General features: G+C 59.9%; 12 protein-coding genes. 4 read left to right on the top strand and 8 right to left on the bottom strand.

Going from position 1 to position 12,360, the window contains the following annotated elements; genetic code table 11:
- The 3 genes from Q0063_RS13255 to Q0063_RS13245 form a co-directional block, all read left to right on the top strand.
- Positions 1–461, top strand: a 461-nt coding sequence (locus tag Q0063_RS13255) for an ABC transporter ATP-binding protein (protein ID WP_297872444.1), incomplete at its 5' end; no start/stop codon positions are given.
- Positions 448–2,418 carry an FtsX-like permease family protein gene (locus Q0063_RS13250; protein ID WP_297872443.1) on the top strand — a complete coding sequence of 657 codons (1,971 nt, stop codon included), beginning with the start codon at positions 448–450 and terminating at the stop codon, positions 2,416–2,418. The genes Q0063_RS13255 and Q0063_RS13250, both read left to right, overlap by 14 nt.
- A gap of 806 nt (positions 2,419–3,224) precedes the next feature.
- Positions 3,225–3,452, top strand: coding sequence for a hypothetical protein (locus Q0063_RS13245; RefSeq protein ID WP_297872442.1), 228 nt, complete (start codon positions 3,225–3,227; stop codon positions 3,450–3,452).
- A 185-nt stretch (positions 3,453–3,637) separates the two neighbouring features.
- Here the strand turns inward: Q0063_RS13245 and Q0063_RS13240 are convergent, their stop codons facing one another.
- The 5 genes from Q0063_RS13240 to Q0063_RS13220 form a co-directional block, all read right to left on the bottom strand.
- On the bottom strand, positions 3,638–3,889 hold the full coding sequence (locus Q0063_RS13240) for a glutaredoxin (RefSeq protein WP_297872441.1): 252 nt from the start codon (positions 3,887–3,889) through the stop codon (positions 3,638–3,640).
- Positions 3,890–3,928: 39 nt separating this feature from the next.
- Complete coding sequence (locus Q0063_RS13235; RefSeq protein WP_297872440.1) at positions 3,929–4,297, bottom strand: RidA family protein; 369 nt, start codon at positions 4,295–4,297, stop codon at positions 3,929–3,931.
- Between the two features lie 35 nt (positions 4,298–4,332).
- Positions 4,333–5,592, bottom strand: a complete 1,260-nt coding sequence (locus Q0063_RS13230; protein ID WP_367180386.1) for a dicarboxylate/amino acid:cation symporter — start codon at positions 5,590–5,592, stop codon at positions 4,333–4,335.
- Positions 5,593–5,652: 60 nt separating this feature from the next.
- Entirely contained in the window at positions 5,653–6,822 is a 1,170-nt protein-coding gene (locus Q0063_RS13225; RefSeq protein WP_297872439.1) for a MalY/PatB family protein, read from the bottom strand.
- A gap of 261 nt (positions 6,823–7,083) precedes the next feature.
- On the bottom strand, positions 7,084–9,138 hold the full coding sequence (locus Q0063_RS13220) for a sigma-54-dependent Fis family transcriptional regulator (RefSeq protein ID WP_297872438.1): 2,055 nt from the start codon (positions 9,136–9,138) through the stop codon (positions 7,084–7,086).
- 166 nt (positions 9,139–9,304) lie between these two features.
- On the opposite strand from Q0063_RS13220, the gene Q0063_RS13215 reads away from it, so the two are divergent.
- Complete coding sequence (locus tag Q0063_RS13215; RefSeq protein ID WP_297872437.1) at positions 9,305–10,591, top strand: serine dehydratase subunit alpha family protein; 1,287 nt, start codon at positions 9,305–9,307, stop codon at positions 10,589–10,591.
- Positions 10,592–10,864: 273 nt separating this feature from the next.
- Here the strand turns inward: Q0063_RS13215 and Q0063_RS13210 are convergent, their stop codons facing one another.
- The 3 genes from Q0063_RS13210 to Q0063_RS13200 form a co-directional block, all read right to left on the bottom strand.
- Positions 10,865–11,098 (bottom strand): hypothetical protein, encoded by a 234-nt coding sequence (locus Q0063_RS13210; protein WP_297872436.1) that lies wholly within the window; start codon positions 11,096–11,098, stop codon positions 10,865–10,867.
- 97 nt (positions 11,099–11,195) lie between these two features.
- Positions 11,196–11,840, bottom strand: coding sequence for a hypothetical protein (locus tag Q0063_RS13205; protein ID WP_297872435.1), 645 nt, complete (start codon positions 11,838–11,840; stop codon positions 11,196–11,198).
- A 49-nt stretch (positions 11,841–11,889) separates the two neighbouring features.
- On the bottom strand, positions 11,890–12,360 hold a 471-nt coding region (locus Q0063_RS13200), incomplete at its 5' end, for a hypothetical protein (protein ID WP_297872434.1).

Genomic DNA, 12,360 nt, shown 5'->3' with positions numbered 1-12,360 from the left:
TTGAGGAAAACATCGGCCTGGCCCTCTCCCTGAATCACCAGGACCCCGGAACGGTGCAAAACCGGGTGCGGGAAATGGCTGGAAAACTGGGCATCGACGACATCCTTGAAAAATTCCCCTATCAGGTTTCCGGGGGCCAGAAGCAGCGCACTGCTGTCGCCCGGGCAATGGTGGCGGGGCAGTCCCTGCTGCTGGCGGACGAGCCCACCGGGGCCCTGGACTCCAAGGCGTCCAAGAATCTGCTGGAAATCATGACCGCCATGAACCGGGATATGGGGGCCACTATCCTCATGGTCACCCACGACGCCTACAGCGCCAGCTATGCCAAGCGGGTGCTGTTTCTGAAGGACGGCCGTGTATTCAATGAACTCTTGCGGGGAGAACGGGGACGGCCTGTGTTCTACCACGAGATTCTGGATGTGCTGGCCGCACTGGGGGGTGACGTCAGTGACGTTATCTGAGCTCTCCCTGCGCAACGCCAAGCGGCAGGCAAAGGACTATCTGGTCTACTTCGTCACGGTGGTCATGGCGGCGGCGCTGCTGTACGCCTTTAACGCCCTGGCCTTCTCTCCGGGCGTTCGGGAGCTGTCCTCCCGGATGGCTTCTCTCAACGTGACCATTCCCCTGGCCAGCGCGGTGGTGGTGTGTATCTTCGGGTGGCTGGTGAGCTACACCACCCGTTTCATGCTCTCCCGCCGGAGCCGGGAGCTGGGGACCTATCTCCTCATCGGCCTGGAGAACGGTCAGGTTGCCCGGCTGTTCCTCCTGGAGAACCTGGCGGCAGGGGCCGCGGCGCTGGTGCTGGGACTGGCGTTGGGTGATCTGCTGTTTCAGCTTCTCTGGGCCGTGGTGCTGTCTCTGTTCGGGAAGCCCTACCGCCTCAGCTTTGCCCTCTCCCCTGCGGCGGCGGGGCTGACCCTGGTCTATTTTCTCCTGATCTATCTCTTTGCCCAGCTGCGGTGCCGCAGGCGCATCCGGCGGATGAAGATCTGCGGCCTCATGGCCCTTGACCGGCAGAATGAGGAAGCGGTGCTGCAAAGCGGCAGAGGCCGGCGGCGGCTCTTCACCGTGTCCATTCTCCTGGGCGTGCTCGGAACGCTGCTGCTGATGGTGGGGGACCTGGTTCCCGGCATTGTGGGAACGGCTCTTGTCATCGCCTTTCTCTATGGCTTCTTCGCCAGCTTTTCCTCCGGCGTGCCCGCCTACTTTGCGCGCCACGAGGCAAAGAAGTACCGGGGCCAGACCCTGCTGGTGTTCCGGACCCTCTCCGCCAAGCTGTCCACCATGGGTGTGGTGATGGCCACCGTCTCCATGCTGTTCACCGCCACCCTCATCGCGGAGGGGTCCGGCATGATCTTCCAGAGGCTCTTTGAGAACCGGGCGGAGCGGAACGCCTGCTTTGACTTCCTCGCCAGCACGGGGGACCCGGAAAAGCCGGAGTTCACCGGGTTTGTGGACTATGTAAAGTCTGCCCTTCCTCTCCGGGCCTCCCGGGAGTATCCCCTCTATCGGGCGGAGACGGCGGCGGTGACGGATTACGTGTCGGAAAACTCAGAATACTACACTTACTATGACACCGACATTCTCATGCGCTGGAGTGACTATATGGCTTTGCGGGAGATGCTGGGCTACGCGCCCGTGACCCTGGAACCAGACCGGTATCTCATCCACTGCGAGCCCTATGTGGCGGCGGCCCTGCGGAACTGGAACCAGTCTTTGATCCTGGGCGGGCAGGAGCTGGCTCCGGGCGGACTCCATACGGAGCTCCTCGCCCAGTATCTTTATAATGTCAATGGCCAGGGCTTTCTCCTGGTGGTCCCGGACGAGGCGGCGGAGGCCCGGCCGGTAAGCCACACGATTTTCGCCGTTCTGACAGAGGACCCTGTAACCGAAACTCAGTACGAGGAACTGTGCACTCAGCTGCGGAATATGGGGCCCATGGGAAGCGGAGCCATGTCTCTGGGGGACTTCGACCTGCTGCTCTACTGCAAAACCGCCGACCTGGCGGAGGCCGCCTCCATGACGGCCTTGGTGGTGTTCCCCCTGTTCTACCTGGCCATGGCCCTGACCATGACCGCCGCCGCCATCCTCACCGTCCAGCAGCTCAGCGAGACAGACCGGCTCCGGCGGCAGTTTGAGCTTCTCAGGAAGCTGGGCATGGACCGCCAGGACATGGAGCGGACCCTGACGCGGCAGCTGGCCATCTACTACGCTCTGCCCGCCCTGCCGCCGGTGCTGGTGGCCGTGCCCTTCCTGCTGCACATGGGCGGTCTTGCGGAGCCGGGGATCATGACGGGGGCCAGCCATCCCCTGGTCATCGCGGCAGAGACGCTGGCGCTGTTCTTTCTGATTTACGGGGTGTATGTCCTGCTGGCCTATGCCAGCCTGCGGCGGAATGTGCTGCCGGAATGGGAGTAGGAGGGAGGGCCTCCTGTTCCCTGCCGGGCTGTTTGACCCATAACTTGACTCAGAACAGGAAATTTCTTTGCGGAACCAACGGGGCGGATGGTAAAAAAGGGACTCTATCAGCTGAACAAACAGTGCCAAACAAGGTTGAAAGAGGCTGCCGCCATTCCCCAGACAAGCTACGGACCAGAAGGCCGGGGGTTCGAATCCCACCCGCTCCGCCAAGTTTCGTTGGCAAACGAGATGCAAGCAAAAATCCCGCACTTCGGTGCGGGATTTTTGCGCAAAGATAGCGAGTTTTCCTATAAAGCAAGAACAATATAGAAAGATTAGGAAAATATGGGTTTGTAAAATAAAAATAACGCACCAGGGATGCAAAATCGGCTGCTTTGGAAGTTTTTAGAAGAAGGCGTGACTCAACCTCTCCACCCACCAAATAGAAAGAAAAATCTGCCTCCCCTGAAGCTGTCCGATGGATTCGGCCGCTCCAGGGAAGTTTTTTCGCTTCAAAGGGGCATCCCTCTCCATTATTGCTTACGTTTCATCTGTTCGACATTCTTCGGCAGTCTTGGTAATAGCTGTCCCAATGCTTTCCAGCTATACTGTTGTTACAACAAACAGGAAGGAAAACGGCAGTATAGAGCAAAAAAGAAGCTCTGCACTCAGAATCTGTATTCACAACCATTGAACGCTGTCTGAACGGTCTTTTCCCCGCCATACCGCGTCGGGTTCCCTTGCAATCCGTCAGGATTGCCGCGGGCGCGAAAGATCTTCTTGTCTGACGGGGAAAATCCTCGTCCATCCAACATCCCCCGGCTATGAATACAGGTTCTCAGGCGCCCATCAGCCTCCACACGCAGGTCTGTGACGCCAGAGAGGCGGCGGGCCAGACTGCCGGCGAGCACCTTCCGAACCTGCTGGCCGAATGCTGCAATCTGAAGAAAAACAGAGGCACAACGATGAGCCGTGAGATAAGCACAACGGCCTTCCGGGTTTCTGAGTACCTTTCCCGGCAGATCAAGGCCCGCCTGGAGCGGGAAACCTGACAGCTCGGATTCGCTGCGCCGGATTCCGGGCCGGGAAAGACGGCGGCCAGGAAAAGAACGCCCCGGCTTATCAGGCGAGACGCTATGCCCCGGAAAAAACAGGGAAATACGGCGCGATTTGGTTTGAACGCGAAGTCCTCCGCTTTTCGGCCGGTGCTGCCCGAAAAGCGGAGGCCTTTGTCAACTTACTTCAGGACCGCGTCCAGATCACGGGTGGCCGTGCCGTCCTCCAGGACGAAGCAGGGAATTCCGATGCCGCCGTTCTCCCGGATGTCGGCATAGGCGGGGCTGTTCTGCCGCAGTTCCAGATACACCTTCAGGTCCGGCAGGCTGGCGGACAGGTTCTTGAAGTCAATTTCCGCCTTCGCCTCGCTGAGGCGGTTCAGCGCATACAGGGTGTCGGGGCACAGGTGGCTTCCAATAACAGTGATTTTCATGATGATATTCTCCTTTTCAAATGGTAGTTGATGATTGATTTATTTGACGGCAATTGCTTCAATCTCGCACAGGACGCCCTTGGGGAGCTCCTTCACCGCCACGCAGGAGCGGGCCGGCTTAGAGGTGAAATACCGGGCGTAGACCTCGTTGAAGGCGGCGAAGTCTCCCATGTCCGCCAGGAAGCAGGTGGTCCTGAAGACCCGATCGAAGCCGGTTCCGGCGGATTCCAGAATGGCGCCCACATTTTTGCAGCTCTGCTCCGCCTGGGCCGAGATGCCCGCGGGAACCGTGCCGCCGGCGGGGTTTACGGGGATCTGGCCGGAGGTGAAGATGAATCCGTTCACCTCATAGCCCTGGGAATAGGGGCCGATGGCCCCGGGTGCTTTGCTGGTTTCCAATACGTTCATGTCAATATCTCCTTTACAAAAGAATAACCGTACAATCAAGTCCTCTCACCGGCGGAGCGGGTTTTGCTGAGCCAGTCCCTGCCCTCCACCAGACGGGTGACCATCATGGAGGCGATGGTGTCGCCGGCGGCGTTGAGGCAGGTGGCGGCGGGGTCAAACAGGAACCCCAGAGTGGCGATGAGGGGGAAGGCCTCCGTCGGGAAACCGAACATGCTGACAATCAGCATCTCCCCCACCAGTCCGCCGCCAGGCGCGCCGGAGAGGACGAAGGCGCTGAGAATGGCCACGGCAATGGACATGGCATAGGTGCCCGCGCCGGAGAAGGGCATATCAAAAATGCCGAACAGGAAGGCAATCTTCACGATGGAACTGAGGACGGAGCCGTCCATGTGCATGGTGCAGCCCATGGGCAGCACCAGGTCGCTGACGTCCTTGGGCACGCCGATGGCGTCGCAGGCCTCCTTATTCACCGGCAGGGTGGCGGCGGAGCTCTGGGTGGCGAAGGCGGTGACGGCGGGGGTGAAGATGTGCTTCAGCATCCGGCTGAGACCGGCCCTGCCCCCGGCGAACAGGGCGTACAGGGGGAAGAAGATGACCACATACAGCAGGCACAGGGGATAGTAGACCACCATGGAACGGCCATAGTCGCTGAGGAGCTGGGGGCCGAACTCACCGACGAGGTTGGCGAAGTACGCGCCCAGACCCAGGGGGGCGATGGTCATAATAACCCCCACGAACTTCATGATGATGTCGTTGAGGTTGGTCAGCAGCTTTCCCACGGGGCTGTTCTCTCCGCCGCAGGAGGCCACGCAGAAGCCGGTGATGATGGCGAAGATGATGAGGGGCAGCATGTGGGACTTGCTCCAGAGGTCCGGGAAGTCGCTGACGGTCAGGGACCCCACAATCATCTCCGCGGCGGTCTGAGCCTCTCCCACCTCGGCGGCGGCCAGCTGGATGTTCGTTCCGGCGGAGGGGCTGAAGAGATTCACCCAGATCAGCACACAGGCGGCGGCAAAGGCTCCCGTGCCCAGGAAGACGGCCACGGTGCCGCCCAGAATCTTCCCCAGGCGGTTCATGTTGGCCATGCTGCCCACGGCGCAGGCAATGGACACAAAGACCAGGGGCACCACAATGGTGAAGAGCAGATTCAGGAAGATATCGCCGATGGGCTTCAGGGTCTGGCCCAGGCCGGGGGAGACGATGCCGATGATTGAACCGGCGGCGATGCCGCCAAGAAGGAGGATGGGGGTCTTGTACTGCTGCCAAAGGGACTGCTTTTTCATTTGAGTCGCCATAATCACATCTCCATTTCTTGTTTCTCAGGTCTCTATCTAAATCTCCGCCGGGGAAGGGAGTTACAGACTGTTGACGGCGGCCTCCAGCTGATGAAGGGCCCGCTCCAGCACGCTTCTGGGACAGGCGGCGTTGAGCCGCATGTAGCCGTTCAGGCTTCTCCCGAAGGCGCAGCCGTCATTCAGACCCAGCCGGGCCTTTTGAATCATGAAGTCGTGAAGCTCCCGGTTGCTCAGACCCAGGTCCCGGCAGTCCAGCCACATGAGATAGGTGGCGTCGGGGGCATAGGTCTTGATTTGGGGGATGTGCCGCTTACAGTAGTTCACCACAAAGTCGAAATTGTCCGAGAGGTAGGGCAGCAGCTGGTCCAGCCACTCTTCCCCCTGCCGGAAAGCCGTCTCCATGGCGGTGACGGAAAAGGCGTTGTTCCGGTGGATATCCATATTCATCCAGAAACGGTCGAAGTTCTCCTTCATGTGCCGGTTGGGGAACACCACCGTGCTGGCCTGGAGGCCCGCCAGGTTGAAGGTCTTGGTGGCGGAAATGCCGGTGACCACATTGGCGGCAATCTCAGGGGAGAGGGAGGCGGTGGGGATGTGCTTCTTCCCGTGGAAGATGAGGTCCGAATGGATTTCGTCGCTGACCACCCATACACGGTATTTCAGACACAGCTCCATCATGCGGCGGAGGTCCTCCTCAGGCCAGACGATGCCCACCGGGTTGTGGGGACTGCACAGCAGGAACAGGTCCGCCTCCTGGAGTTTCGCCTCGAAATCCTGCCAGTCCACCGTCCAGACTCCGTCCCGCTCCGCCAGCTGGTTTTCAATCACCCTCCGCCCGGCGAACTCGGTCATGTCGTAAAACTCGCCGTATACCGGGGTTTGAATCAGTACGGTTCCCCCCTGGGGCGTGTAGAGCTGGACCATGGCGCTGAGGGTCTGGACCACGCCCAGGCAGAAGCTCATGAGAGAGGTGTCCGGGCTCCAGCCGTTGCGGCGCTTCTGCCAGTCCTGAACAGCCTGGAAATAGCTGTCGGGCCGGGCTGTGTAGCCCCAGATGCCCTCCTCCGCCCTGACCTTCAGGGCGTCAATGATGGGCTGCGCGGTTTTGAAGTCCATGTCCGCGACCCACAGGGGAATCACGTCGCTGGTTCCGAATTTCTTTTCCCGCTCGTCGTACTTGGCGGAGAGATTCCCGGACCGGTCTACGATTTGGTCAAAGTCGTATTTCATCGCTTCGGGTTCCTTTCTCTGTAGATTTGAAAACGGCTTGCGTTGGTTCGACTGACTATTAAAGCAAAAGTCGTGCCAAAACAGACAATCCTGTGGTCCAGCGGAGAAAATTCCCTGTGTTTTGGGAGAACAGACAAAATCAATGGGACCGGTTTTGGCAGATTACCAAGACCGGTCCCGTTATTTTTTCGGAGGCCTCCATGACGGCGGCTGAATCCGCTGCCGTCAATTGGTTAAATCAATAGAAATGGTTAAAACAATTTATCTTTGACCGTTTTCCCAAAGGGCCCGGCCTGCCGGCGTCAGTTGACTGCCGCCCCGTCCCCGGCTGATGCGGGCAAGGCCCCTCTCCGCCATGTCGGAGAGAATGGTCCGTATCTCATGCTGAGAGAGGGGCATGTGGGCCTCCCGGGCCTTTTGCAGCAGCTTGTCCCGCCCCATGGGGCTCCGGGCCTCGGACGCCTCATACAGCTGGCCCAGGACGAACCGGAAGGCGTCGGAGGCGGCCGCTTCCCCCGGGGAGGCCGGAGGGGCGGCCCGGGGCGGCGTCTCCTGGGAGAGAAGCAGCGTGGGCGGCAGGTCCTCCATGGTGATTTGCTCATGTCCGGTATAGATGAAGTATTCCACCGCGTTCCGCAGCTCCCGGATGTTCCCCGGCCAGGAATGGCGGCGGAAGAACTCCCGCACCGGTTCCGTCAGCTGGAAGGACCCGCCCAGCTCCCGGCGGAACTGCTCGGTCAGGAGGAAGATGTCGTCTCCCCGCTCCGTCAGCGGCGGAATGATGGCGGGGAGGGTATTCAGGCGGTAGTAAAGGTCCCGCCGGAAGGTTCCGTCCCGGACCTTTTGCTCCAGGGCCTCGTTGGTGGCGGCGACAATGCGGACGTCCACATGGATGATCCGGTTGCCGCCCACCCGCATGACCTCCCGCTCCTGAAGGGCCCGGAGGAGCTTGATCTGTAGGACGGGACTCATTCCCTCCACCTCATCCAAGAAAAGGGTTCCCCGGTGGGCCAGCTCGAAGAGGCCGGGCCGCCCGCCCTTCTTTGCCCCGGTAAAAGCCCCTTCCTCATAGCCAAACAGCTCGCTTTCCAGCAGGTTTTCCGGAAACGCCGCCACGTTGATGGCCACAAAAGGCCCGTCCGACCGGTGAGACGCCTGGTGAACCGCGTGGGCAAAGAGCTCCTTTCCGGTGCCGGTCTCTCCGATGAGCAGGACGGGGCTCTCGCTCAGCGCCATGCGCCCCAGGGTCTCCCTGGTTCTGCGGATGGCCTCCGACCGGCCCACCACGTCGGCAAAGCTGTACTTTGCGCAGAGGCCCTTGTGGAAGAGCTGGCCCCTTAATTCGTTCTGCCGGGCCTCCACGTCGTTGAACCGCTGGAGGAGGGCGAAGGCGCCGATGCAGGCGTTCTGCCGGATGACCGGGACCACCTCCACGCTCAGGTTGACCCCGTTGACCCGAACGGCCTTGGCGGGCAGGGTCTGTCGGTTTTGCAGGCACTGGACGAAGGGAATAAAGGGAAAGACCTCTTCACACCGCTTCCCCTGGACCAGCGGGGCGCTGACGCAGGCCATCTCCTCCGCCCGGCGGCTGCATGCGAAAATCTCCCCCTTCTCGTTGACGCCCACCACGCCGTCCTCCAGGCTCTCCATTAAAATATGGAATTGGCTCTCCAGACGGATGGACCGGGCAAACATCCGGTCAAAGCTGTAGTTGCTGGTGGCCACGCTCTGTGCGTACTCCTGAAACGCGGGGCCCTCCAGTACGGACTCCAGCCCCAGCCGGAGGGCAATCTCAATCATCATGCCGGAGGTACAGACCCGCTGGCCCAGGTCGATGACCGTTTCCATCCCCCGGGGAACATAGCGAAGCTCGTCCGGCGTCACGGCGATGCGGACCCCCGGAACCTCCGGCGCACCGGGGTAGAAGGGAATCCAGTGGATGTGCGTGATGCCGAACTGCTCCAATTGGGCAATGGCCTCCCGGGCCATGGTCTGGGTCATGTTGACGAACAGCACCCGGCTGCCCGCGGGGAGCTCCTTGAGCTTGCGCAGCTCGCTCCAGCGGAAGGAGACTTCCACGGCCATGGTCTGGCTGTCGATGGGGATGTGGCGCATCAGCTCCTCTGGGGAGCCGTAGGCGTCGGTGGAGGCCACAAACAGGTCCGCCCGGTCCAGGACCCCGGAGGCGCTGCCGTCCAGCATGGAGAACACGGAGATGTCCGCTACTTCTCCAAAGAGCCTGGCGATGTCGGAACGGTAGGAGATTCCCGCCCTGGGGTCCAGGGCGATGACGGATATTTTCTTTTTAGCGGTCATACTCACACCCTCTTCAACCATTTTCTTTAACCAGTTAATCACAGCCGGAGCCGGTTTGCAAGGGGGTTTTGGGTGAATCGGTCGAAAAATTTGGTGGTATGAAATTTGCTTATATCAATTTGCAGCGGAAAACGACGAAATAGAAGATATAAGGAGGAATATGGATATGATTACGAAGGAAGAGCTGCTGACCCTGCTGCACCAGGAGGTGGTCCCGGCCCTAGGCTGTACGGAGCCGGTCTGCGTGGCCCTGGCCGCCGCCGACGCCTGCCGCGCCATTGGCGGAGACGTGGTCTCCGTCAAGATGGAGGTCAATCCGGGCATCTATAAAAACGGAATGAGCGTGGGAATTCCCGGCTTTCCCCGGGTGGGCCTGAAATACGCCGCCGCCCTGGGCGCCTGCCTCCACAACCCGGAAAAGGGACTTCAGCTGCTGGAGGATATCAATGAGGACGTCACGGTCCAGGCAATCCGGATGGTGGAGGATTGCCATGTGGTGGTGATGATTCAGCATGATGAAGCCCAGCTTTACGCCCGGGCGGAGGTCATCACCACCGCCGGAATCGGCGTCAGCGAGATTCGGGGGACCCACTCCAACATCATTCTGACCAAGCGCAACCACGAGGTCCTGTTGGAAAAGCCCTGGTCCGCCGCCGCGGAGGACCAGATTCACGCGCGGCTGAGGACCATGACCGTGGCGGAGATCAAGGCCGTCGTGGAACAGTGCTCCGGGGAAGAACTGCGCTTCATGCTGGAGGGCGCGGAGATGAACCAGCGCCTGGCGGACTTCGGGCTGGAGAACAACCCCGGCATCGGCATCGCCGGCGCGCTGAAGCGCCAGATCGAGTCCGGCAGCATGGGAGACAATCTGTTCAGCCGCACAATGACCCGGGTCGCCAGCAGCGCCGAGGGACGGATGAGCGGCTGCCCCTACGCCGTCATGAGCAGCGCCGGAAGCGGAAACCACGGCCTGACCGCCGTCATCCCGGTGACGGAGATGGCCCGGCACCTGGGGGCCTCCGACGAGCGGCTGGTCAAGGCCCTGGCCTTTTCCCACACGCTGAACGTCTACATCAAGCTCTTCACCGGGAAGCTGTCCGCCACCTGCGGCTGCGGCGTTTCCGCCGCCACGGCCGCCTGCGCCGCCATGATCTGGCTGATGGGCGGCACGGACGAGCAGATTGGCTGGGGCATCATCAACATGAGCGGAAACCTCACCGGCATGGTCTGCGACGGCGGCAAAATCGGCTGCGCCCTGAAGCTGGCCACGGCCTCCAACGCCGCGCTGATGTGCGCCTATCTGGCGATGGACGGCGTGGTGCTCCAGGCCAGCGACGGAATCTGCGGCGCGACGCCGGAGCAGGCGATTCAGAATATGGGCCGGGTCAGCACGCCGGGCATGGTGCAGACGGACCGGACCATTCTGGAGATTATGATGGAAAAAGAGAACTGAGTACGGCCTGCCGGTATTGTTACCAGGACCGCGGCTGAGCATATATTTAGAAATACTGCCCGCACCCTGGCGGAGAATTCCGCGGCAATCCGAAAGGCCCGTCAGACAGCAGCAAAAGCCGGCTGAGTACAGCCGGCTTTTGCATTGTCAGCACAGCGGGCGTCGTTCCGGGGACGGGGGCCCGGAGAAACGTCCTGCGCTCTTTTAAATTTTTTATGGAAATACCGCTTTCGTTCAGCACACGGCGGCGTCCTGCCCCGGTTTTTCAGGCAGTTATTTTGCGCCCTTCCGCCTGTACAGGGCCCATGCGAAAAAATACGCAGTCAATATTGCGGACAACACAACGGCGTCGCACATCATGACCCTGCGAATCACAGACAGAGGAATCAAAGCCTCCAGCCAGCCTGAGCAAAACCAGAAATCGTTGGATTGATAGGCAATCACGAGAACAAAGCCCAGGGCGATGGATATTCGTTCGGCTGTTTTCGCGAGTCTGCTCCACTTCATATAAGCGTCTCCTTCCCGCCTGGTATGACGGCAATCCGGATGCGCGCCCATCACCGGCCTGCATCGAAGGCGCAGGCGGAACCCGCGGGGCGCCTGTCTATCCGCCGTATTTCATTTTCAGGAGAACATCCTGGATTTTTCCATACAGGACTGCGGTTCTGGTTTTTTCGTAAGACCGTGTTTGGGTATTATAGGTTTCAGCGTCTGCCATATATCCGGCCCAGTCCAGGATGTTCCCCCCGCTGGATGAAAAGGAATTCGTGTACTTCGTGCTGCGGGTACGCCCCCAGGTGCAAATGGGAATGTCATACTTCAGGGGAATCAGTACCAGGTCGCTGTCTTTGCCAAGGGCGTTGTAGGAAACATAATCCTTATCGCCCTCGTCCAGAATACCGTATTCGCAAAGGTGGTCAATAAAGGTCATATATTCCCTGTATGTCATATCGTTGGGGTCAAAGGATTCGGTCAGCGTCTTCAGCTGCTCATGGGTAATCTCATATTTCCCGCCGGTCCTCCTGTATTCTTCCATAAACGCCGCTGTATCGGCGATGTCTTTTTCCCTCTGTTCCATTTGGGCTTTGGTGAGCTCGCCTGCGAAGCTCTGGATGAGAATGCCGTTTCGGTTTTCTGCCCACGACGGGCAGGAACTGGAATATGCAGGGCGCACCGTAGAGCGCACAGCTGGAATCATGGAAATCATCCTTTCTGATTTTGATAGGCCCGGATGTTCAGATTTGCTCATTCACAGGCCGCAATGGGAGGCCCAGGCACCGGCAGGACATGCGCCGGCATCAGAATTTCGTCAGTTCCTTTATGATATGAGACACCTTCTGACAGGAGCTGATCTGGGTGTTGATCGGTGAAAAATCCTCGAATTTGGGGGAACCGTCTGCCGCCCGCTCTCTGGCCATGTCGCTTCTCCAGTCATACAGCGCGGACACCCAGGCGTCCAGATACTCCAGAGGATCGCCGGTCCAGCCGCTGCCGGACAGCCAGGCTTCCGAATTGCCGGCTGCGGAGCTTTGCGGCATTCCGGAAAGCGTGTGCAGCTTTTCGGCCAGCATAGGCGGCGTGTCGTACTTAACAAAAGTCCCATTCGCATTATAATAGCCAATGGGAATCAGGTGGCCGTCTGCCCTGGTGTAGTCAAAGTCGCTCTGGGTGAGTACGCCCGCGTCCTTCAATTCCCTGCAGAGGTCCATCCATTCGTCCTTTTTGATGTCGTTCTCCTCTGCCTTCAGCCGCTCCAGCACATTTTTGGA

This window comes from uncultured Oscillibacter sp., from assembly GCF_947654275.1.
Lineage (GTDB): Bacteria > Bacillota > Clostridia > Oscillospirales > Oscillospiraceae > Oscillibacter.
The sequence above is the reverse complement of the archived record's forward strand: the minus strand, read 5'-3'. Positions and strand labels throughout refer to the sequence as shown.